At 37.2% G+C, this 23,719-nt stretch carries 21 protein-coding genes; 9 read left to right on the plus strand and 12 right to left on the minus strand.

The features are described 5' to 3' along the window. Positions 1 to 106: 106 nt before the first annotated feature. Positions 107 to 5,119: a Cna B-type domain-containing protein gene (locus JOS54_RS07395; protein WP_203244950.1), complete on the minus strand. Its 5,013-nt coding sequence runs from the start codon at positions 5,117 to 5,119 to the stop codon at positions 107 to 109. Positions 5,120 to 5,690: 571 nt separating this feature from the next. Here JOS54_RS07395 and JOS54_RS07400 point away from each other — a divergent pair. From JOS54_RS07400 to JOS54_RS07410, 3 genes are all read left to right on the plus strand, one after another. Beyond that, positions 5,691 to 6,107: a helix-turn-helix domain-containing protein gene (locus JOS54_RS07400; protein WP_203244951.1), complete on the plus strand. Its 417-nt coding sequence runs from the start codon at positions 5,691 to 5,693 to the stop codon at positions 6,105 to 6,107. After that, positions 6,098 to 6,835 carry an ISNCY family transposase gene (locus JOS54_RS07405; protein ID WP_203244952.1) on the plus strand — a complete coding sequence of 246 codons (738 nt, stop codon included), beginning with the start codon at positions 6,098 to 6,100 and terminating at the stop codon, positions 6,833 to 6,835. The genes JOS54_RS07400 and JOS54_RS07405 overlap by 10 nt, the downstream gene beginning before the upstream one ends. Positions 6,836 to 6,912: 77 nt before the next feature. Further along, positions 6,913 to 7,092, plus strand: a complete 180-nt coding sequence (locus tag JOS54_RS07410; protein WP_203244953.1) for a hypothetical protein — start codon at positions 6,913 to 6,915, stop codon at positions 7,090 to 7,092. Positions 7,093 to 7,337: 245 nt separating this feature from the next. Here the strand turns inward: JOS54_RS07410 and JOS54_RS07415 are convergent, their stop codons facing one another. Beyond that, on the minus strand, positions 7,338 to 9,020 hold the full coding sequence (locus tag JOS54_RS07415; protein ID WP_203244954.1) for a hypothetical protein: 1,683 nt from the start codon (positions 9,018 to 9,020) through the stop codon (positions 7,338 to 7,340). Positions 9,021 to 9,199: 179 nt separating this feature from the next. Between JOS54_RS07415 and JOS54_RS07420 the strand changes: the two genes are divergently transcribed. Genes JOS54_RS07420 through JOS54_RS07430 form a run of 3 tightly spaced genes read left to right on the plus strand, consistent with a single transcriptional unit; the run spans position 9,200 to position 10,887 of the window. Continuing rightward, positions 9,200 to 10,114, plus strand: coding sequence for a hypothetical protein (locus tag JOS54_RS07420; RefSeq protein WP_203244955.1), 915 nt, complete (start codon positions 9,200 to 9,202; stop codon positions 10,112 to 10,114). Positions 10,115 to 10,132: 18 nt separating this feature from the next. Further along, a complete protein-coding gene (locus JOS54_RS07425; RefSeq protein ID WP_203244956.1) occupies positions 10,133 to 10,624 on the plus strand; it encodes an ECF transporter S component in 492 nt (163 codons plus the stop codon). Then, entirely contained in the window at positions 10,621 to 10,887 is a 267-nt protein-coding gene (locus JOS54_RS07430; protein WP_203244957.1) for a chorismate mutase, read from the plus strand. The genes JOS54_RS07425 and JOS54_RS07430 overlap by 4 nt, the downstream gene beginning before the upstream one ends. On the opposite strand, the gene JOS54_RS07435 is transcribed toward JOS54_RS07430, so the two are convergent. Together JOS54_RS07435 and JOS54_RS07440 are read right to left on the minus strand one after the other, a co-directional pair. Then, positions 10,884 to 11,987 carry a cation diffusion facilitator family transporter gene (locus JOS54_RS07435; RefSeq protein ID WP_203244958.1) on the minus strand — a complete coding sequence of 368 codons (1,104 nt, stop codon included), beginning with the start codon at positions 11,985 to 11,987 and terminating at the stop codon, positions 10,884 to 10,886. The two genes, JOS54_RS07430 and JOS54_RS07435, sit on opposite strands and share 4 nt — an antisense overlap. A gap of 75 nt (positions 11,988 to 12,062) precedes the next feature. Then, positions 12,063 to 12,497, minus strand: a complete 435-nt coding sequence (locus JOS54_RS07440) for a MarR family winged helix-turn-helix transcriptional regulator (protein ID WP_203244959.1) — start codon at positions 12,495 to 12,497, stop codon at positions 12,063 to 12,065. A 274-nt stretch (positions 12,498 to 12,771) separates the two neighbouring features. Here JOS54_RS07440 and asnA point away from each other — a divergent pair, with 274 nt between their 5' ends. Then, positions 12,772 to 13,767 (plus strand): aspartate--ammonia ligase, encoded by a 996-nt coding sequence (gene asnA / locus JOS54_RS07445; protein WP_203244960.1) that lies wholly within the window; start codon positions 12,772 to 12,774, stop codon positions 13,765 to 13,767. Positions 13,768 to 14,138: 371 nt separating this feature from the next. Here asnA and JOS54_RS07450 read toward each other — a convergent pair whose 3' ends face one another. Beyond that, a complete protein-coding gene (locus JOS54_RS07450) occupies positions 14,139 to 14,654 on the minus strand; it encodes a nitroreductase family protein (RefSeq protein WP_203244961.1) in 516 nt (171 codons plus the stop codon). A gap of 100 nt (positions 14,655 to 14,754) precedes the next feature. On the opposite strand from JOS54_RS07450, the gene JOS54_RS07455 reads away from it, so the two are divergent. Continuing rightward, positions 14,755 to 15,057, plus strand: coding sequence for a PadR family transcriptional regulator (locus JOS54_RS07455; protein WP_203244962.1), 303 nt, complete (start codon positions 14,755 to 14,757; stop codon positions 15,055 to 15,057). Then, positions 15,054 to 16,139: a DUF4097 family beta strand repeat-containing protein gene (locus JOS54_RS07460; RefSeq protein ID WP_203244963.1), complete on the plus strand. Its 1,086-nt coding sequence runs from the start codon at positions 15,054 to 15,056 to the stop codon at positions 16,137 to 16,139. The genes JOS54_RS07455 and JOS54_RS07460 overlap by 4 nt, the downstream gene beginning before the upstream one ends. A 107-nt stretch (positions 16,140 to 16,246) precedes the next feature. Here the strand turns inward: JOS54_RS07460 and pflA are convergent, their stop codons facing one another. The 7 genes from pflA to JOS54_RS07495 all read right to left on the minus strand — a co-directional run bounded on the left by pflA (position 16,247) and on the right by JOS54_RS07495 (position 23,607). Next, positions 16,247 to 16,978 carry a pyruvate formate-lyase-activating protein gene (gene pflA, locus JOS54_RS07465; protein WP_203244964.1) on the minus strand — a complete coding sequence of 244 codons (732 nt, stop codon included), beginning with the start codon at positions 16,976 to 16,978 and terminating at the stop codon, positions 16,247 to 16,249. A gap of 49 nt (positions 16,979 to 17,027) precedes the next feature. After that, positions 17,028 to 19,280 carry a formate C-acetyltransferase gene (pflB, locus tag JOS54_RS07470; protein ID WP_203244965.1) on the minus strand — a complete coding sequence of 751 codons (2,253 nt, stop codon included), beginning with the start codon at positions 19,278 to 19,280 and terminating at the stop codon, positions 17,028 to 17,030. Between the two features lie 223 nt (positions 19,281 to 19,503). After that, complete coding sequence (locus JOS54_RS07475; protein WP_203244966.1) at positions 19,504 to 20,298, minus strand: transporter substrate-binding domain-containing protein; 795 nt, start codon at positions 20,296 to 20,298, stop codon at positions 19,504 to 19,506. Then, a complete protein-coding gene (locus tag JOS54_RS07480) occupies positions 20,295 to 21,041 on the minus strand; it encodes an amino acid ABC transporter ATP-binding protein (protein ID WP_242518111.1) in 747 nt (248 codons plus the stop codon). Before JOS54_RS07480 ends, JOS54_RS07475 begins: the two co-directional genes overlap by 4 nt. Before the next feature lies 1 nt (position 21,042). Next, on the minus strand, positions 21,043 to 21,717 hold the full coding sequence (locus JOS54_RS07485; RefSeq protein WP_203244967.1) for an amino acid ABC transporter permease: 675 nt from the start codon (positions 21,715 to 21,717) through the stop codon (positions 21,043 to 21,045). Between the two features lie 106 nt (positions 21,718 to 21,823). Next, positions 21,824 to 22,768 carry a Gfo/Idh/MocA family protein gene (locus JOS54_RS07490; protein WP_203244968.1) on the minus strand — a complete coding sequence of 315 codons (945 nt, stop codon included), beginning with the start codon at positions 22,766 to 22,768 and terminating at the stop codon, positions 21,824 to 21,826. Further along, positions 22,765 to 23,607, minus strand: a complete 843-nt coding sequence (locus JOS54_RS07495; RefSeq protein ID WP_203244969.1) for an HAD family hydrolase — start codon at positions 23,605 to 23,607, stop codon at positions 22,765 to 22,767. The genes JOS54_RS07490 and JOS54_RS07495 overlap by 4 nt, the downstream gene beginning before the upstream one ends. Between the last annotated feature and the right edge of the window lie 112 nt (positions 23,608 to 23,719).

Genomic DNA, 23,719 nt, shown 5'->3' on the forward strand with positions numbered 1-23,719 from the left:
TCCTCTTTCTTTAACGAAAGAAAAGAGAAAAGGCAACAGGAATTGGGCTGTTGTCTCCTGTTGCCTTTATCTACTTCTTTTAATGAACTTTTATTATGCCTACTGCTTACACTCTTTTTCTTCTCATGTAAGTCACACCTAGTCCTGCACTCGAAGCCAGTAACATCATGAACAATAGGGCAATATTACTGCTATCTCCTGTTCTTGGTGAATGTGGATTCTTTGGTTCAGGATTATGAGGAGTCTTTGGTGTTGGATTCTTCACCGTATTGGTATCATACTCGTTTACTCCATCGTTTACCTTGGCTTTGTTTCTTAACTCTTCACCATTTACATCCTCTACTACCTTTACCTTAAAGCTAACTGTCCAGCTTTCACCATTAGCTATTTTCTTTGTCCACTTAACCATTCCGTTTTCATACTTACCGCCATTATCTGCAGATACGAATTCAGTATGGGCCGGTAGCTTATCAGTAATGGTTACATCACGTTCTTCTCCTGTCGTATTCTTGTAGCTAATAGCGTAGGTTAATTCCTGTCCAGGTTGAACTGTCTTACCATCGATGTTAGTCGTCGTTCCACCTGTGAATACTTCTTTCTTAGGCTCAGTTGGTGTAGGGTTATGGGTTTCATTCGTATCATACTCATTTTCACCATCCTTGACTTTTGCTGTATTAGTAAGCGTTGCTCCGTTGACGTCTTTGTCCACTTTGACGGTGAACTTAACGGTAACACTCTTACCTTTGGCTACATCAGCTGTCCATGTCACTTTACCATTTTCATGCTTACCACCATTTTCCGCAGATACGAAGCTTGTGTGAGCCGGGATGGTATCAGTGATGGTTGCTTTAACATCTTTACCTGTTGTGTTCTTGTAGGTAACGGCATAGGTTAATTCCTGTCCGGGGTTGACCTTCTTACCGTCAATGTTAGTCGTCGTTCCGCCTGTAAAGACTTCTTTCTTAGGTTCAGTTGGTGTAGGGTTATGAGTTTCATTCGTATCATACTCATTTGTTCCGTCATTGACCTTGGCTTTGTTATCGACAGGGGCTCCGTTTACGTCCTTGTCTACTTTGACGGTGAACTTAACGGTAACGCTCTTGTCTTTAGCGACATCAGCTGTCCATGTGACTTTACCGTTTGCGTATTGTCCACCATTTTCCGCAGATACAAAGCTGGTGTGAGCCGGGATAGTATCGCTAATCGTTGCTTTGACATCTTTACCTGTGGTGTTCTTGTAGGTAACGGCGTAAGTCAATTCTTGTCCAGGTTGAACTGTCTTACCATCAATGTTGGTAGTTGTTCCACCTGTGAATACTTTTTTCTCAGGTTCAGTTGGTGTAGGGTTATGAGTTTCATTAGTGTCATACTCATTTGTGCCGTCATTGACCTTGGCTTTGTTTCTTAACTCTTCGCCATTTACATCCTCTACTACTTTTACCTTAAAGCTAACTGTCCAGCTTTCTCCATGAGCTAGCTTCTTTGTCCACTTAACCATTCCATTTGCATACTGACCACCATTATCGGCGGATACGAACTCCGTATGGGCTGGAACTTTATCGCTGATAACAGCGTCGACTTCCTTACCCTTGGTATTCTTGTAAGTAATGGAGTAAGTCAATTCTTGTCCGGGGTTGACCTTCTTACCATCGATGTTGGTAGTGGTACCACCTGTGAAGACTTCTTTCTTAGGTGGGACATGGGTATTGGTGATGATAAAGCCATCTTTAGCGTTTCCTTGTAGGTTGCTGTCATAAAGTGGCATCTTTTCTTCTTCTACGCTGTACTTTATCTCATTTCCGTTCTTATACTTTTCAAGATTGGTGAAGGTATGTTGCCAATGGTTAGCCTTATTCAGAGTAACACCGGCTACTTTCTGACCGTCTGCTAAAAGATGAACGGTTGCTGAAGTTCCTTCTTTTCCTACCCATTTCTTGGTAACCGGAACGGATACTTTACCTGTAATGGTATTGGTAATGGTAAAGCCTGATTCTGCTGTACCGCTCCTACCTGAGATATATCCACCTAGACTTACTTCTTCAATATCATACTCAATCTTATTTCCATCCTTATCATACTTTGGAAGGTCTTTAAAGGTATGTTTCCAAGAATTCGCTTTACTTAGAGTGGCGGTAGCTTTTTCTACACCTCCTGCCTTTAGTTTTACAACAACTGAATCTTTTGCAGGTCCTACCCACTGCTTCGTTACCGAAACGGATACCTTTTCTACATTGGTGTTGGTAATCGTAAAACCTGTCTTTGCGTTTCCTGTGATGACAGTCTGATAGCCCTTTAACTTATCTTCTTTAACGGTATAGGTGATTACTTTACCCTTATCGTCATACTTTGGACGACCGCTAAATGTCCACTGCCATTTATTGGATTCATTCAAATCCTTAAAGGCTACTTCTTTACCATTCGCAAGCAGTCCTACTCTTACCTTATCCTCTTTTTTACCATTCCAAACCTTTTTAACCGGAATGTTTACCTTCTCTACATTCTTATTGGTAATGGTAAAGCCATTCTTTGCGTCCCCTGTTGTTTTACTTTCATAGTTAGGGATGGCGACTTCTTTGACATCGTACTCGATTTCTTTCCCGTCGATATTGTGTTTATCTAGGTTCTTGAAGCTGCCTTGCCATTTTTCAGCTTTTGTAAGAGTAAGGGTTTTGCCTGTATCTTTTCCATCTGCCAATAGTTTTACGGTGACAGTGTCTTTTTCAGGTCCTACCCACTGCTTCGTTACCTTAACTTCTACCTTTTCTCCCTTTGGATTATTGTACATAGCTACATAGGCTCCGCTTCCTTGGTTGGTTAGTGTGATGACCTTTGAGTTGGCGGAAGTAGGGTTTTGTGTACTGTTTGGTTTCGCATCATTGATTGTTACATCTTCGTAGCCTTTTGGATGGGCTGTTTCGACAAAGCGGTATTTACCGACCTTCAGTTTTTTAATCTGAACGGTTCCCTTATTGTCCGGTACTAACTGACCTTTATCCAGGCTTCCTTTTTCTACCATGTCCTGTTTTACAGTTACATCAGTCCATGTTTTACCATTGTCTTTTGTGGTTTGTAGTTTAAACTTAAAGCCTTGTGATAGGGTTGCACCTGTTTTTCTATCTGACTTGACCAGTTTTACAGTTAGCGGGTCAGCTGGTGCGTCGGCAATACCGGCTGGTGGGGTTAAAACACCTGTTGCTTTCACTTCTTTGTTACCAAGTTGCTTGGTACTGATTGTTGCAGTGTTTGGAATTTCTGTTCTTTCTTTTACAGGAACGTATCTCGCATGAAAATCCATATACAGATTCTGAACGATTTTCCCCTTGTATATATTATTAATCTTATTGATAGTTGATGCTTTAAGCTTGCTATACACATCATGGGTTTTCTTTAAATAATTTCCGACACCACCAGCGGCTTTAATTGATGGAATATCATCATATTTAGGAGCATTTCCATCATTCATATCCCACCATTTAAGCATAAGTGTATATGTTCCGTCTTTATTATCATAGATACAATATTCACCCTTTTTAAGTGAGGTTTTAATTTGCGTTTTCGTTTTATTTCCTTGTTCTATTTTTTTCAAAATAGACGGTAAATTTACTGGATAGCTACCAGAAACTACTTTCCCTTTATCGTCTATACCTGAAATCCACACATTTACTGATTTCAGAGTAGGACTTTCCACGCAATCAATAAATGTATCTTCCATGTATACATCCGTCAGTGTCTTTGGTGAATATTCCCCATTATGTTCTAATAAATATGAATTAAAAAAGTGGTGTTCTTTTCCATCAATATTTTTTCTGATGTAATCAGACATTAGTCCAAATTGCCATATAACAGCAGAATCACCGGCTCCTGGTGCAGACTTATAAACTGTTTGCCATGTCTCATTGTTATTCTGTGATACTACATACTCTTTTTCTCTACCTACTACAAGATCTTCTTTCCCAAGTTTACCGATTTGTGTTTTTCTTTCTCCTAATATAAGTGTTGTTCCACCACCAGAAAGATATGTTTTCGTATTTCCTGTTTCAAAAGAAGCGGTAAAACTCTTGACTTGATTATGTTTTATATATTCCCCACTGAATTTAATTTCTATTTTACCATCCTTGTATTCCCAAGTACCTATCTCATGCTTTGTTCCATCCATCAAAGGTTTTGAAGAAAAGTTTTGCTTTTCATGTCCTGCAAATGCCGGAATGGTAAGGGTATCACCTTCTAAGATTGGTTTTTGAGCCGTATAAGTCATCGATAATTTCAACTTAAAGTTACTATTTTTTTGCCCCTCACAAAAAGCATTACTAAACTTAGACGGGTCTTTCTTATATGCTTCATACTCTGAACTATCACTTGTTCTGTAATCAATCTTCTTATTCCCATTTGCGACATCAATGATTTCAAAAGATTTGATGGTTACATTGTCAAGGCTAAGGGGTCCGGGTCCTGCCGGTGTATCGGCATTCTTCTTTTCATAGCCTGCAACGATGGTTTTATTCACCACTTTTCCATAGAGGGTGGATTTTTCACCATTTTTTCCTGTGCCGTAAGTTGTATTTGAAATGGTTACATCATCTGTACGAAGTACTGTGCCTAAATCTTTGACTTCGTTCTTTTTAATGTAGTCCCCTGAAAATTTTAAAATAAATTTTCCGTTATTATAGACGTAAGTACCAATTTCATTACCTAAGCCATCTTTTAGTGACTTTGCTCCAAAGCTGGCATTTTTAAATTCATCCCCTAAGTAAGCTGGAATTTCAAGCGTCTCGCCATCCTTAATCGCTGTTTTTGCGGAGAGGTTGACTGCCAGTTTTAACGTTAGTTTAGAAACTTTTTGGTCTTTTCCGATAGGTTGCGTAAATTTTTTAGGGTCATTTAGATAATCGTTGTATCCAGGATTTCCCTCTTTCTTATAGTCAATTTCTTTCCCATCGTGTGTACTGTCAATAACATCAAGACTATATGATGTTACGCTTATGTTATTTGTACCCGATGCCCTCTCTTTTATTTCTTGTGCTACCACTTGCATACTTGGTGCTAAGGCACTAAGCAGCATCATTGTTGTCAGCACAATGGACAAGCATCTCTGATACATTTTGTGAATGGTTGTTCTCATTTTTTTCTCCTTGTATCATCTATTTATTAACAACTATGGACTGTTTAAACAGTCTAGTTAAAATGCCCTAAGCTTAGGCTACAGGGTAGACAATCGATTTGTAACTTGATTTTTTCAAGTGGCGGTTTTTTGATCCGTTTTATTCTGAAATCTATCCGTCTTTTCACTTGGTTCACCTCCTGTTTTTTTCTATTTGTTTTAAGTACCGTGGTTTTTGGTTTGATTAAGGTCTTTTCAAACTTGAAACACCACCTTTTTCAATGTTTTATCCAGTATTTCTAGTATGGAATGGGTTGGATTTTAATTCAGACTTTTTAGTCCACTTATGCTATACTCGTATCAAAGTATATTTAGGCTTTAAAATGGGATTTTTATGATTAGGTTTTTATTAAATTTAGGTGGATTTTAAAGTCTACTTTTCGTTCCGGTTTTGTGAAATTTTTATGAATGTTCAGTGATAATGTCTTAATAGATGTTCAGTGAAAATGTCCCGATTATTGATTAAAGATAGTGAGGCATTGTTTTACATCTCTTTCTCCATTTTATTATTTTCTAGTCATTGGAGGAACAAATGAAGAGGATACGATTATCTATGAAAGAACAAGAAAAATATTTGACAATCAAAGATTTAATTGACCATCACGGCAATAAGAAACGAGCAGCTTTAAAACTTGGTGTTTCTATTCGTACAATCAATCGTTTAATTATTGTCTATCGGAATAAAGGAAAAGCCGGTTTCGTTCACGGAAACAGAAACCGACCATCTGCTCATTGCCTCACACAAGAATTAAGCTCTCACATCATACATCTTTATCAATCGATTTATCAAGATGCGGGCTTTAATTTTTCTCATTTCACCCAATTCTTAAGTGAAAAACATGATATCCATGTCAGTCTTTCTTCGGTTAGAAGAATTTTAAATGAAGTAGGTATCTTCTCCCCTAATGAACACCGCTGTTCAAAAAGAAAAGAAGTATCATGTCTTTAAAACAAACGAAACCGACTCTCACGGATACGGAACTAAATGTGGCTGTCAATCATGAATTAAGTTTACAACTAGCTCATCCAAGAAAAGCTCGATGTAAGAATTTTGGGGAAGAAATACAAATGGATGGCTCTATTCATAATTGGTTTGGTGAAAATAAGGCAACACTACATCTAGCGATTGATAATGCCACAGGCGTGATTGTAGGTGCTTATTTTGACAAGCAAGAAACACTTCACGGCTATTATCACTGTTTTCACCAAATCCTTTCTAACTATGGCGTACCCTATCAATTTCTTACCGATAGACGAACTGTTTTTGAGTATGAAAGACGCACGAATAAATCGGCTGAAAATGATGTCTTAACGCAATTCGGTTATGCCTGTAACACTCTTGGCGTTACCATTGAAACTTCCGGTGTTAGCCAATACAAGGGGCAAATAGAAAGAGCGAATAGAACCTTTCAAGACCGCTTAGTTAGTGAGTTAAAAATGGAGAATATAACAACCATAGAAAAAGCCGACCAATATCTTATTGAAACCTTCGTACCTAATTTTAATAGGCGTTTTGCTCAAGATTATACGAAATACCCTTCGGTAATAGAAAGTAGTCCCGGCGAAGAGACAATCAATCTAACATTATCAGTTATATGCGAAAGAAAATTCGATAATGGCTCCTGTATAAGCTATAAAAAAAATATTACCAAGCCTATAATCAAAATAATCAATTAATCGCCTTTAAGCCTAAGACAAAAGCCTTAGTCATTAAAACCCTAAACAATACCCTATACGTAACGGTAGATGATCGTGTGTATGCTCTATTTGAATTAGAAAAGAACAAGAAAGTCTCTGCAAATTTTGACACTGATGACACAAAAGAAAAAAAGCCGAAACAGGTACATATACCGCCAATGAGTCATCCTTGGAAAAGAGATTCATTTATTCGTCAGCAACAAAGAGCACATCAACACAAGCAATTTACACGATGATAGTAAGCTTTAAAATAGCGAGAAATCTCTAATCAAGATTCCCCGCTTATATTACAAATTTTTTGGGACATTTTCACTGAACATTGACACTTTTCGTTCCGGTTTTGTTCCAATCCTAAGATTTCATCGTGGTTTCTTCCAAGATTGTCTGTCAAATGTTTTTCCTGAATACCCGTCATTTGTAAGTCATAGAAATAACTTTATATTGAAGTATCTATCCCAACTAAAAAATAGAGCCTTAAGCTCTATTTAATCAGATAATTCTTTCCATCTGTTTGAATGGTAATCTTATCTCCTTCTTTTACCGACAACATCTTTAGCACATCCGCATATTTTGCTTGGTAAATCTTACCCTCCGTATCTAGGATATATAAATGCGTATTACCACCAATATCAATCTTTTCTAACTTCTTCACTTGAATGGTCTTATCCACAAACTTACTTGTATCTATCTGACTTTCACCTGATTTCTTCGCCTCATCAGCGGTAATCTCACCCTTCATTAAACGACGATAACGATCAATCACATCTTTTTGATTAGAAGCCGTCACCACTAAGTTGTATTGTTCCACATTGACACAAGCGTATTGTTTCACTAAACCGCTATTATCCTTTAAGACCATAATATACGTTGGCGTTCCATCCACATTGATTAAAGAAGGGAAAGAAGCGTGATAGCCTTTCTCTTGTACCTCACCTTCTGCCGAGTGCATAGCACTGCCTTCATCCGCACCGGAAGCCATAATAAAACGTGTTTTTCCCGTTCTTTCGTTTGCCATCATAAAGCCGATATTGGAAGAATCACCATTAACCGAGGTAACCCCCGTAAACACCCAAATATCCCCATTCTTAGCCACATAGCCATAGTCGGCTTTATAACTAGAATCACCATCATCATCTTTTACTTTTACCGTCGTTGTTTGACGACAATCCTTTTGACCAAAAATACTATTCCAGAAACCCTTATGCAATTGAACCGCATCATTGTATTGCTTCATCAATAAATCACCATGGAATACCACATCCATCCATTGGGGAATATCCTTTAAGCCAAGTTGCTTCATATCACCCGTGATTGGATTAACCAAAATAGCCCCTGTCACTTTTTTACCACCAAATAAAGAAATAGTATGGTCATACGTCGTTGCTACATACCAAGGATTTCCTTGTTCATCAATTTCAAAGTGCAAGTTTTCAAACATAACTGTTGGAAAACGAAAACGAATTCTTCTACTCAAATCATCGTTGAAATAAGCACTTGGTACATAACGCATCTTCTCTTTCAATGGTACATAATCCGCCGCCATCGTAACAGGATTTACCTTAACATAACCGGGGACACCCTCTTTATGATTTCCCCACCACTTGAAAAAACCTTCATATTGAAGGGCCGCCACTTTAGTTGGTGAAGATTGATAATCAATCTGTGTGTATGGACCAACATTAAATTGCGATACCACATCGGTCAAAGAGCCAATCTTACGATCCCCTAATTTTTCAGCACTGGCGGTATCCATTAAAGCAATGGAACTTGCTCCTTCGACTGAAGGAATATCTTTTTTATCACCCTCTTCAATCTTTAAAATAGAAGCATAGCGTTTCGCATGCCAAATACGAAGTCCCGCCACTGTACCTAAAAGCATAATGCCAACAAGTCCGGCCATCATAATAATAGCCGGTTTTAGATTTGGTCTTTCTCTATGAATAGCACAAATAATGCCGTTGACCAAAACATAGCCAACAACCGTTGCCAATAAAAATAGCCAAAAACTAAAGTTTTTAACATGAATAGCCGGTATAAAAATATAAAAAGCAATCAACATGAAAATAAGGGTTATCCCTAAACTAATCCATTGCGATTTCTTCGATTGTAAGAGATAAAACTTGTTTTGAAGATTCTTCTTTTTAGGAAATTTAATCGTTATCATTTTTCACTTCCCCCAGCATTACAATATCATATTTTTATATCAACTCAAACATCCGTATATTATAGAAAAAAGATTTTCCCGGGCTTCATTTTTTAAACTGTTTTATACTAAAATCACCAAAATCGTCGTATAGTATTCTAAATATAACTACTATATAATAAGAGAGGTTAGGAGGTCATATGCCAAGTAAAAAAGTATGTGATTTCGATTTACGCGAAGGCGGTATCTTTCACAATCGATTAGAAAAATTATCAGATGGGCATTATATCTGTAAACACTGTAAAGAAATTATCAAAGGATATGGCTTGCCTATTAAGTTTGACATCTTCCAAATGTTAGTAACAGCTCAAGCTAATATGGTTGATACAGTTATGGATACTTATTTAAAAAGTCATAATCCGGAAGAGATTATTGCGACACATTACCCATTACCAAGTATTGAATTACACCATGGTGAACACTGTATCAACTCTCTTCCTGCTGTACAAGTGGTTTTAGAAGAATTAATCCCGAAAGATGAGGCAGTTAAGTCCATTTCTGAAATTGATAAAAATGCGATTATGAACATTCCTAATGCTGAAGGAAGAGTTGGTAGCCAAATCGTTAAAGGAATGTTATTTGAAACCGAAGCGGCCATTTATTTCTTAAGTGACCATTACATCAACGTTCATCGTCTGGGTTATATAAAGCGCAATCCAAACCAAAATGATCGCATTGAAATCGAAACACCAAGCAAGAAATTCACCTATAAGGTAGAACATGCGGATTTATTTTTCTTAAGGGAACGCTTCTTCCAAAAAGTGAATAATGTAATCAACCACAAAGATAATAAGTTAATCTTTATCAATAACAATAACCAATTTACCGTTACTCCCGGCATCTATGATGTTCCTAAAAATATTCGCCCCGGGGAATATAGTGTCAAAGCCATTCGCGATGCCGGTCTTCATGTCAAAGACATTCATGGTCGGGTTACGGATTATTACGAAACAGAGGATTCCATCATTCTTCCTGAAGGTGGAATCCTGGAAGTCACCGGCGAATACCAATTAGAATGGATTGCCGGTTTGAAAAAGAAAGATAAGAAAAAATAAAAAGAAAGGAATACCGCCATGAACACCAAACGCTTTACTTTAATGGCTCTTATGATGACATTGGTCATCGTTCTATCCTCCTTTAGCTTAACCGTTCCGGGCGGTCATCTCTATTTAAATGATGTTGTGATTGTGTTATCGGCTTTATTATTTAGTCCTAAAGATGCTTTATTAGTCTGTGGACTCGGTGCTTTCTTGGGAGATTTCTTTTTTTATCCAAGCCCAATGTTCGTGTCCTTGGTTACCCATGGTGTACAAGGCTATGTGATTTCCTATTTAGCTCACTCTAATCGAAACCTTATCTCTAAAAATCGTAGTTTAATCGCCGCTTGTGTTGGGGCTTTCATTATGGTTGGCGGATATACCTTTGGTCGTGCTTTTGTTTATTCCACCTTAAAGACTTCTTTGATTAAGTTACCATTTCAAATTGTACAAGCTTCGGTTGGTGTTATCTTTGGCTATTTCTTGCGCTATCACGCTGTTCCAAAACAAATTGAGGAAATAGTATGAATGAATTAGAACAAATCCGCTCTGCCATTGATACCATTGATCAAGAAATGGTCTCTTTATTTGAACAAAGAATGAATGCCGTTCAACAAGTTATTGCTTATAAAAAAGCCCATCATTTTCCCATCCTTGATACCAATCGTGAAAAAGAAGTTCTACAAAAAAATAGTGCTTATCTAAAAGATAGCACTCTAATTCCCTATTATGAACGATGGTTAAAAGAAACTATGAGGATTGCCAAACAATACCAAAAGGATTTATTTTAATCCGTTGTATCCGGGTCGATTGTTAAGTCAATAGCGTAACCTGGATACTCTTTTTTTATCCATTCCTTTAAATCCATTTGTTTCTGATTGAGTGATTTTATACCAAAGGGAACCACAATATCAAAACGAATTCTTTTATTCTCTTGGTCCACTAAGAAACCATGCACTTGTTTCACAAATCCTAATTGTAAACAATATTTACTAATTCCCGTTCGCATTTCATTCACCTCTTCCGAGTGCGAATTTCTGGCGTAAATACCAACCGCCGATAAAGTTACTCCCGTTTCTATATAAACCTGACGCATTACTTTTCTGGAGAGTTGATCAATCCGAGATGCCGAAGTTGTATCTTCCACTTCCACATGTAAAGAGCCAATCCAACGATTTGGACCATAATCATTGATAAACAAATCATATACTCCACAAACACCCGGTACATGCTTCGCCGCTTCAATCACAGAGCTAGTTAAAGAAGAAGAAATTCTTTCCCCTAAAATACGCGATAGGGTTTCATTCAAAATGTCATACCCGCTCTTTAGAATGAATAAAGCAATCACCACAGATACATATTTATCAATCTCAAAGTGCAACCACAAAGAGCTTAGTGCTGACATCAAAGTAGCCACTGATAATAAAGAATCATTCTTAGCATCTTGACCGGAGTTTTTTAAAGAGGGAGAATCCAATTGAATCCCTACTTGTTGAACATAATTTCCCAAGAATATTTTGACAAAAATAGCCACCGTCACAATCAAAACCGACCACCAAGAATACTTTGGCTGACTAGGATGAAGCCAAAGCTTAATTGTTTCAATCACCGATTGAATACCGGCGTATAAAATAATAAAAGCCACAATTAAAGCGGCGATATATTCATAACGGCCATGACCATAAGGATGCTCTTTATCCGCCGTTTTCTTAGATAAAGTTGTTCCGCCAATCGTGATGATAGACGATAGAGCATCGCTTAAATTATTGACAGCATCTAAGATAATCGAAAGTGAATTAGCGATAAGACCAATCCCCATTTTAAAAGCCACTAATAATAAATTCATTACGATAGCGATAAGGCTTGTTTGAATAATTTTCTTTTCTCTCATACTTCTATTTTAAGAGACCCTTCTATGAAAACAAGTTAAACGATTGCATAAAAAAACTGCCTAATAGAGACAGTTTTAGAATTCTTCTAAGATTTGGTGAAGAAGCTTGTATAAATCACTTGCTTCCGTTATTGAAAAAGAAACACAAGAAGAAATACGCTTTGGAATATCCAAACACTTTTCACGCATTGCTTTTCCTTCTTCCGTTAAATCGACTAAAACAACGCGTTCATCTATCTTAGAACGAGTTCTTGTCACCCATTCCCTTTCTTCCATCTTCTTTAATAATGGTGTGATTGTTCCACTATCTAAGTACAACTTCTCACACAAATCACCTACTGTTAAATGATGTTCTTCCCATAGCACCAAGAAAACAATATATTGTGTATACGTAATGCCTAATGGCTTTAAAAACGGCGTGTACATTCCAGTGATTTTTCTCGCTGCTGAATATAATGGAAAACAAATTTGATTTTCTAACTTCAAGCCTTCGTATTTATCTTTAGCCATATTTCTCCTCCTATCTCTTGTGTTTTAAAAATTAGAGAAAAGCTAGTCCTTTTCTAATCATAGACCCATTTAGCTACACTTTAGTATAAGTGAAAATATACTTTCTAGCAAGCAGAAGAATCGTTCAAAAGTTTTTATGACACATTTGTTTCTTGCAAGGATATTTAAATCTTACATGATTTTGAGATTCTTTTCAAAATAAATAATACCTATACTCACCCTTTTATTGCTATCCCGGCTATTCTTTCTTACAATAAAACGAAAAGGAGCTTTTATGTCATATTATCAACCCACCCTATCCATTCGTGAAACCCAAGAAGCCATTAAATATATCCGCGATACCTTCCAATATGAGTTTGGTAAGGTGATGCGGCTAGAAAGAATATCCGCACCCTTGTTTGTTTCAAGGGAATCCGGTTTAAATGATACTCTTAGTGGTATTGAAAGACCCGTTTCATTTGATGCTTTAAACTTGGAAAACACAACCTTGGAAGTAGTTCAATCTTTAGCGAAATGGAAGCGTTTTGCTTTAAAGAAATATGACTTTAAAAATGGTGAAGGCTTATACACCAATATGAATGCCATTCGTAGAGATGAAACACCCGATGCTACGCATTCTTTCTATGTGGATCAATGGGATTGGGAAATCGCAATTAGTAAAGAAAACCGTCGTAAGGAATATTTAGAAGAAACCGTCCGCTTGATTTTTAAAGTCATCAAACACATGGAACATGAGGTTTGGTATAAATACCCAAAAGCGGTTTGTCATTTAGCCGAGGATGTTCATTTTATTGATTCACAAGAATTGTTGGATTTGTACCCCAGCTTGAATGCCAAAGAACGTGAACGTGAAATCACACGTCAATATGGTTGTGTCTTTATCGAACGCATTGGTGAAACCTTAAAAGGATCACAGGAACCACATGATAAAAGAGCGGCCGATTATGACGACTGGCAATTAAATGGTGATTTATTCTTCTGGTTACCACAATTAGAGCAAGCCCTTGAGTTAAGCTCTATGGGAATTCGCGTGGATGAAAATTCCATCGTATCGCAATGTGAAAGTGCTCATTGTACCGAAAGACTCCAAATGCCTTATCATCAGATGATTCTTAAGCATGAATTACCTTACTCCATTGGTGGTGGTATTGGACAATCTCGATTGTGTATGTTACTACTGAATAAAGCCCATATTGGTGAAGTGCAAGCTTCTTATTGGCCTGAAGAAATCGTCAAGGACTGCTCTTTTAAAAATATCCCTCTATTATAAAAAAGCTTTATTTTATACAGAATTATACAAAATTTTAAAGGTTTTTTGGGGTGTAAGGAACTGTAAACGCTCTCATAATAATACTATAAAGATAAATTACTTATCTTTAATGCTTTTCAAGGAGGATTTATTCACCAAAAAACAATCTCCTTTTCCCTTTTTTGGAATTCTTTGAAAAGTAAAAATTGGGATAATACCTTAAATCTAAGTGACTGCATGACTTGTCCCCCTTTATAGCTATTAACTAAGTTTTGTATTTTCCCGATTTTAAAGCCAAAAGAAAAGAAGATAGACAGTGTGCCGACCTCCCTACCGTTAGATTTCGGTCTAACTTTTAGGGGTCACATCACACAGCTACCTTCTTTTTTATTTTACTTATAGGAAACAATTTCTGATAAGTCTTTTTTCGTGGTGTGAAGAATCGATGGCTTTGCGTCTTCATGGGCATAACCTAGTGGCATTAATAGAACAACCTTTTCATTTTCGGGTAAGCCCATTTCCTTTTCTACCTCTTCATTAGAGAACGCATTCACCCAACAGGTGCTTAAACCAAGTTCTTCTGCTTCAAACATCATGTGTGTCGCAACAATACTAACATCTTGATGACCGGAATTATGCTTAGCCTCCGGTGAGGTCTTAAAAATTTTATTTGTATCATACGCAAAAATGAAAACAATCTTTGCACCATAAATACAGCGGGTTAGTTTATTTAATTTGGCTAACCCTTCTTCACTTTGAACCACATAAATTTTATGTGGTTGACCATTCTTAGCCGTTGGTGCTAAATTACCCACTTCTAAAATTTTGTCTAATTTTTCCTTTTCTACTGCACAATCTGAAAATTTTCGAACTGTATAACGATTCTTCGCTAATTCTTCAAATGTCATACCTGTTTTCCCCTCTTCTTTTTATCTATTATACACCTTTTTTTGCCCACTATATTGCATAACAGTATACTATGTGATATAACATTCTCGGGAGGTAACTATGGATGCTCAATTTAAAAAAGGTGTTTTAGAATTATGTGTCTTATCCAAGCTTGTGGATGAAGATAAGTATGGCTATGAGTTAACCGAAGATATTTCCCAAGAGTTATCCATTACAGCCGGTACTTTATACCTTATCTTAAAGCGATTAAAAGACAATGACTACGTTCAAACTTATTTAAAAGAATCGAACAGTGGACCGGCTCGAAAATACTACCACATTACCACAAGGGGTTTATCCTACCAACAGGAACAAAAAAACGAATGGCTATCCTTCGTTGAGAAAGTGAGGAATTTATTATGACCAAACAAGAATATTTACATGCTTTAAAAGATTACCTAAACGATTACCCTAATGAAGATCAAGCAGAAATTTTACAATCTTTTGAAAATCACATTGATGAATCATTAGCTCAAGGGAAAACCATGGATGAGATTGTCAAGGAATTAGGCAATATTGAAGATATGTTCTTAGATCAACCACAAACTAAAAAAACCGGCTTTTCTGATTTCGTTAAGACAGCCATTGAGAAAACTACACCTTTCCTAAAAGATATGAATTTTAGATGGCTTTCTGATGAAGAAATTTGTTTTGAAGAGACGGATTCCTTTCCTTGTTCAAAAGCAACTGAAATTTTCATCTCCGGTGATTATTTCGACGTTGATGTAGAAGAGGGTGAAAGTGTTTCTTATTCCTATAAAGCTTACACATCAAAACATTCTAAAAAACAGGCTGTTTTCACAAAGAATCTCAATGGTGATGTGGTTCATTTTAACTCCAAACATGGTCATGGCACCCTTTTGATTACCTTACCATCATCTATTCATCATCTCAATATTCAAACCCAATCCGGCAATATCAATCTTTCTAATCTTAAAGTGGATGAACTTCAATTAAATTCCAAAGCAAGCGATATTATCTTGGATGACCTTCGTTATCAAAACGCATACTTCCATTTGGCTGCCGGTGATGTGGAATTGAATGATTGTATCATGGGCAAAACATCCATTGAAACACTGGCTGGAGATATCGATGTGAATTCATGTTCCGGTGATTTAGCATTAAGCGCTTTGGCTGGTGCTGTGGATATTAACCATAGTCAAGGCTCCTTCTTAAAAATCAACACAAAGGCTGGCGATGTGGATGTTTCCGGTGATTATCCAAAAGCTGACATCCGTTGTACCGCCGGCGATATTGACTTGGAATTATTCCGTATTGAAAACTATGAAATTAAATCAAGCACAGGAGATATTCAGGTGAATTGTTCTCAGCACGACTTTGAAACTCGTGCTGAAAGTCAAATGGGGGATATGAATATTGCTCATTACCAAGGAAATGGTCGTTTGTACATTAAATCAACCACGGGGGATATTGATGTCAAATAACATACAAATTTAACACTAAAAAAGAGGTTCATTGAATGATGAAGTACATCCCAAAAGTTAGTTTGGTGTCTAACTTTTGGAGGTGCACTGCAAAAATGTACCTCTTTTTATTTTTGAATACCTAATAGCTTTTCAGCATGTAGCACTTCCTCTACCGTTGGTTGCGGGGTATCAGGGATAGGATAAGGAATACCGAGATGTTCATATTCCACTTTTGCCATGGCGTGATAAGGGAGTATTTCTACCCTTTCCACGTTTTCAAGTGTATCAATAAAGCTCTTTAACTGAATTAAATCTTCATCATTCGCTGTAATACCCGGCACCAATACATGTCTAATCCATACCGGTATCTTTCGATTACTTAAATCCTTTGCCAATGCCAAAATATTTTCATTTGACCAACCTGTTAATTTCTTATGAATAACCGGATTCATTTCTTTGATATCCAATAAAACCAAATCCGTCACCTGCATCAAACGTTCAAACTTGGCGTACCATTCAGATTCCGTTGTATAAGGATTACCGGAAGTGTCTAAAGTCGTATGAATATGATATTTCTGACAAATTTCAAACAATTCAATTAAGAAATCCATTTGAACCAAAGCTTCTCCACCGGATACTGTAATACCGCCTCCATTTTTCCAATAAGAACGATACCGAACGGCTTTCCGGAACACTTCCTCTGCACTCATTTCCATTCCTTGTTTAAACTTCCAAGTCTCCGGATTATGACAATATAAACAACGCATTGGGCAGCCTTGCATAAAGACAATAAAGCGAACCCCCGGTCCATCCACAGCACCAAAGCTTTCAAAAGAATGAATATAGCCTTTTGTCATTTGTCCTCCTGTTGATAAAAAAGAGCATCTTTAACCGATGCCCTCTTCCTTACATATGATCGTGGAATGTACGAGAAATAACATCCAATTGTTGTTCACGAGTTAAGGAAATGAACTTAACCGCATAGCCGGATACACGAATTGTAAAGTTAGCATATTCAGGCTTGTCCGGATTTTCCATTGCATCCAATAGTTTTTCTTTGCCAAAGACATTCACATTCAAGTGATGAGCACCTTGATCAAAGTAACCATCTAAGACATGAACTAAGTTTTCTTTTCTTTCTTCTTCACTATGACCTAAAGCACTTGGATTCATTGTCTGGGTGTTGGAAATACCATCCAATGCCCAGTGATAAGGTAGCTTTGTTAAGGAATTCAAGGAAGCTAGTAAACCATTTTGTTCAGCCCCATAAGATGGATTAGCACCAGGAGCTAATGGTGTCCAAGCCTTACGACCATCCGGCATATTCCCGGTGAACTTACCATAAACCACATTGGAAGTAATGGTTAAGATGGAAGTCGTTGCTTCAGAATTTCGATACGTATGGTGCTTCTTAATCTTATCAATGAAACTCTTTAATAACCAAGTCGCAATTTCATCCGCACGATCATCATCATTACCATACTTAGGGAAATCACCCTCTGTTTCATATTCTGTAACAATGCCGTCTTCATTACGAATAGTCTTTACCTTAGCGTACTTAATAGCACTCAAACTATCCACAACATGAGAGAAACCGGCAATACCGGTCGCAAAGGTACGGCGAACATCGGTATCAATCAAAGCCATTTCAGCGGCTTCATAGTAGTACTTATCATGCATATATTGAATTAAGTTTAAGATGTTTACATATAAACCGGCTAACCAGTCTAACATGACATCGTATTTCTGCATCACTTCATCATAATCCAAGTATTCCGAAGTAATAGGACGGTAAGCAGGTGCTACTTGCTTAAAGCTCTTTTCATCCACACCACCGTTGATAGCGTATAATAAAGCTTTCGCCAAGTTTGCACGAGCACCGAAGAATTGCATTTCCTTACCCGTTTCCGTAGCCGATACACAGCAACAAATACTGTAATCATCGCCCCATTCCGGACGCATCACATCATCGTTTTCATATTGAATCGAAGAAGTGTTCACAGAAATCTTAGCCGCATACTTACGGAATGTTTCCGGTAAACGAGAAGAGTAAAGAACCGTTAAGTTTGGTTCCGGGGAAGGTCCCATATTTTCTAATGTATGTAAGAAACGGAAGTCATTCTTTGTTACTAAAGAGCGACCATCACTACCCATACCGGCTACTTCTAAGGTTGCCCACACCGGATCCCCTGAGAACAATTCATTATACGCAGGAACACGAGCAAACTTAACCATGCGAAACTTCATAACCAGATGATCAATCAATTCTTGTGCTTGATCTTCAGTTAAGATGCCGGCTTCTAAATCTCTTTCTAAATAAATATCTAAGAAAGTAGAAATACGACCAACTGACATCGCCGCCCCATTTTGTGTCTTAATAGCCGCTAAATAACCAAAGTATAACCATTGGCAAGCTTCTTTAGCATCCTTAGCCGGTTTAGAAATATCAAAGCCATACACAGCCGCCATTTCTTTCATGCCCTTTAAGGCTTTAATCTGATCAGACAATTCTTCTCTTTGGCGAATAACATCATCCACCATGGTTCCATCCCCACAGTTTAATTTATCTTCTTCCTTCCAAGCAATCAATTGGTCAATACCATATAAAGCAACACGACGGTAGTCACCAACAATACGACCACGACCATAGGTATCTGGTAAACCGGTGATAATATGCGAACTACGAGCCGCTCTCATTTCTGGTGTGTATGCATCAAAAACCGCTTGATTGTGTGTCTTATGATATTCTGTAAAAATCTTGTGGAATTCAGGATTAGGTTCAAAGCCATACGTTTTCAAAGCTTCTTCTGCCATCTTAATACCACCATAAGGCATAAAGGCTCTCTTTAATGGCTTATCGGTTTGTAAACCAACCACTGTTTCTAAATCCTTCAAGGATTCATCGATATATCCCGGACCATAAGCTGTTAAACCGGAAACAACATCCGCTTCTTCATCCAGCACACCACCGTGATTTCTTTCTTCCTTCTGTAGTTCTTGTAAACGAGTCCATAACTTATTCGTAGCATCGCTTGGTTCTGCTAAGAAAGACTCATCACCATCGTATGGATGGTAATTCTTCTGGACGAAGTCACGCACATTACATTCTTCTTTCCATGTACGACCTTCAAATCCATGCCATTGTTGATTATCAATCATTATGTTAATTCCCCTTTCACTTAGTTAATCATAACAAACACGCTCTTCTCACGCTATTCAGATGATTTGAATTTAAAGATGTTTTTCAGCGTAAATGAAATAAATCTCTTTTTCCGAATATTTGATTTCAGAATACATTTTCACTAAGCGCTTACATTGTTAAAAAATCTTGTTTTTGCACAAAGCATCGCCAAAACAAATAAGTAAGAGGTACCGCTATCGCTTACTTATTTGTTAAATCTTTACCAAAATACTTCTTTGATAAAGTGGCTAAAGTGCCATCTTCTCTTAATTCCTTTAACGCTTGATTGACTGCCTCCCTTAAGGAATCATGACCCTTTTTCATTGGAATAGCATATTCTGTAATATCCGGTAATTGGGCAATAACCTTCAACTTCTTTTCACCCGTTGTATTTAAATAATCATTCACCGAAGTATCCGCATTGATGGTCGCATCAGCTGTCCCATTTAACACCAGTTGCATCGTTTCCGCTAAAGTAGGTACATTAGAAACCTTAGCCCCATATTTTTCCGCAATCGTTGCGTAAGTGGAACCTGTTGAATTCGTTGCTTTCTTATTCTTTAAATCTTCAAAGCTTTTAATATTTGTTGTTCCTTCTTTTACAACCAAATCAATACGGTCATAAGCATACGCATCACTCATATCAAAGGCTTGTTTACGATCTTCCGTCACATCCACACCATTTACGACCACATCATACACACCTGTGGATAAACCGGTTAATAAGCCATCCCACGCCGCTTCTTTAAACTCCGCTTTGACACCTAACTTCTTCGCAATATTTTGTGCTACTTCCACATCATAACCAAGCAATTGGTCTTTATCATCATGATAAGAAAAAGGTTTCCAATTTCCTTCTAAACCAACTTTTAAAACACCCGCATCCTTTACCTTCTGTAAGGAATTGTCCTTGTTTGCATTACTTGTTTTCGTTCCACAAGCCACCAAGCTTAAGGATAAAATAGCACTCATCACTAACTTAACCATGTTTTTCATACACTTCCCTCTTTCTTTTTTAAGAACTCTTGCGTTCTTTTCTCTTTTGGATGTTCAAACATTTCTTCCGCCGTCCCCTGTTCCACGATTCTTCCATGTTCCATGAAAATAACTCGGTTAGAAACTTCTTTCGCAAAATTCATTTCATGCGTGACCACAACCATGGTTCTTCCCTCTTTCGCCAACTCTTTCATAACCGTTAATACTTCATTAATTAATTCCGGATCCAAAGCACTGGTCGGTTCATCGAAATAGATGATTTCCGGATTTGGTGCTAAAGCACGAGCAATCGCCACGCGCTGTTGTTGACCGCCGGATATACGGGATGGATAATAATTCCACCGATCTTCCATACCTACTTTTTTTAATAATTCCATACCAATTTTATTCGCTTCTTCTTTTTTCATTTTACGGACTGTTGTTAATCCTAAAGTCACATTTTCTAATACCGTTTGATTGGCGAATAGATTATAAGATTGAAACACAAAGCCCGTCTTTTGACGAATTTGGCTTTTTTCTTGATTTGTAATGGAAGTAAACTCATATTCCTTTTCATCAAATAGAATGGTACCCTTATCGGCTATTTCTAAAAAATTTAAGCAACGGAGTAGCGTTGTCTTTCCGGATCCGGATGGTCCTAGAATTGAAATGACCTCTCCTTTTTCCACTGATAAATCAATGCCTTTTAATACTTCATTTTCTTGATAGGTTTTATGGATATCTTTGACCGTTAGTATAGCCATCTTAAGCCTCCTTTCTTTCATAGCGAGAAAGTCTCTTTTCGATTCTTGATTGTAGGAAAGTAATAACCGTACAGAATACTAAATAGAGAAGTGCTACTTCTATATAAAGAGGCATAAAGATATAATACTTACCCGCAAAGCGTTGCGTTGTCATAAACATTTCTACAACGGTGATATGCGCCGCCAAAGAAGAATCTTTGACCAACGAAATCAAGGAGTTGGATAAAGCAGGAAACGCTGTACGAAAAGCTTGGGGCAATACAATATACCACATAACTTGCCAAAAATTCATACCCACACAATAACCGGCTTCACTTTGACCGTGAGGAATACTTTCTAAAGCACCACGAATGGTTTCGGACATATAAGCACCTTCACAAATAGAAAAACTAACCGTTGCCGCGATGAAGGGATTACTATGAATACCAATTAGTGGTAAACCATAAAAAATAATCATCAATTGCACTAATAAAGGGGTTCCTCGAATTAGCCAAACATAAACACGAACTAATTTCTTTAAGATTGGAACTTTTGCGTATTGAACCAACGCTGCTAAAATAGCGATAATCAAACCAAAGAAAAAAGATAGAATAGACAGTGGTAACGTTACTGTTAAACCGGCCTTTAAAATTGGCCAAAATGATGCTGACAAAATATCCCACATCTGTTGATTCATAGCATCTCCCCCTTAACGTCGTTTATTTTATAAGTGTTTTTAGTATTTGTAAAAAAGATTGCCCAAAATAAAAAGTCTTTTATTTTATTCTCAAAAGACTTTTTTCTTAAGAATGGCGTAATTTTTCAATCACTTCCATCACATTTAAGCTATCCTTTAACCATTCTCCTGACTGTTCAAAATTCTTGGCATCGATGACCTTTTGTATCTGTGAAAATTCATTTCGAAATATGTTTTCAGCCTCTTTACCAACAACTTCTTCAATGCCATCTTTCTTTATATGAATTTCATGCAAATCACCCGGTCGATGCTCAATTTCAATACTTCCAAATTGCCCCGTTATTTTTTGACAAGGAGGGACATCATTTTTCTTCGAGCCAATACACTCAACTATAAAGTCGGGATATTCCAAATAAACGATTCCTCGAACATCAATACCATTCCAACCTATTTCTTTTTCATAACGATACGACCTCGGTTTTCCCCATAGCTGAATCGCAAAATGTACATTATAAATATTGATGTCCATCAAAGCTCCACCATCTAATTTTGGATTAAAGGTCGGCGCTACTTCATGATTTAAATAAGCATCATAACGAGAGGAACGTTGTTGAAAATCCAAACAAACAGTTTGAATATGCCCGATTTCTTTCAAGGCATTCTTCAATTCTTCTAAATGAGTCGAATATCTGGTTAAAATAGCTTCAAACAAAAAATGTTTGGCTTGTTTAGCTAAGTCAATTAATTCTTTGGCTTGTTCTAAGGTAGAGGTGAATGGTTTTTCTAAGATAACATTTTTATGAGCCAATAATGCTTTTTTCGCAAATTCATAATGAAGGGCATTGGGTAAACCAATATACACGGTGTCTATCTGCTTGGTGGCTAGAAAAGCATCATAATCATGACCTATTTCCATACCATAATTCATTTGAAGAAGTCTTCCTTTTTCTTCATTTCGGCAATACAACAAAGGTACTTCCACCACTTCTTGAACACCGGCACTTAAAACCATATCCACAACTTTACCGGAACCTACAATTCCAAGTTTCATTTCATTTCCTCCATTAAATGAAAATGCTGAAAAGCATAATAGATACCATCATCTAAAATATCTCTTGTAATAAAATCAGCGTGTTCTTTTGCCTCTTCAGCACCATTCCCCATCGCAATCGCCAAACCACAATAATCCAACATCGGAATATCATTCGCACTATCACCAATACCAATCGCATCTTCTTTGCCAAGTCCAAAATAATCCATGACCTTTTGAATACCGGTTGCTTTGGTTTCTAAGCCATTGGTGATTTCAACAATATACAACTGATGATTTGGTTCAAAGGCTGATAAGGTTAGCACAAAGGGTTCTTCTATCTTTTCTTCTAAATCTTTCATTTGATCTAAATTCCGCAAAAAGATGCATAGCTTATAAATACTTTCATTCTCATCCAAATAATCAAAATGATAAATGTTATTATCACGAATGACCTTCAAGCGCTTTTCTTCATCAGCTGTATTTCCGCCGTAATAATTCACAATATAATCATAGCCCACTTTATCCCCATAAATACCGGCCGCCGCTTCTAGTATATAAGGAATATCTAAGTCTTCTACTTGTTTCATAAGAGTTTTAAGCTGTGTTTTTGAAAGTGGATTATCGTAAATATGTTTCCCATCCACATACACCGAAGCACCGGTCCCAAAAATAAAACCATCCACTGGAAAATGTAAATATTTCGTTGCGCCAGCTAAGCTTCTTCCTGTACATAAAAGAACTTTATGCCCTGCTTTCTTCGCCAATTCAATCGCTTCAAGCGCTGATTTCGGAGTTCCACCAATCACCGGTGAATACAATGTACCATCCACATCTAAAAATATAATTTTCCTGTTCATGGGTTTATTATAGCAGATGATGAATCGATGATTTTCCAATTAAAACTTTGTCATTTCCAAAATATCTTTCACAAAGTATGACTTTTTTCCCAATATCAACCAATCAGGCTTG

The sequence above is a fragment of the Bulleidia sp. zg-1006 genome, assembly GCF_016812035.1.
In the GTDB taxonomy this organism is placed as follows: Bacteria; Bacillota_I; Bacilli_A; order Erysipelotrichales; family Erysipelotrichaceae; genus Bulleidia.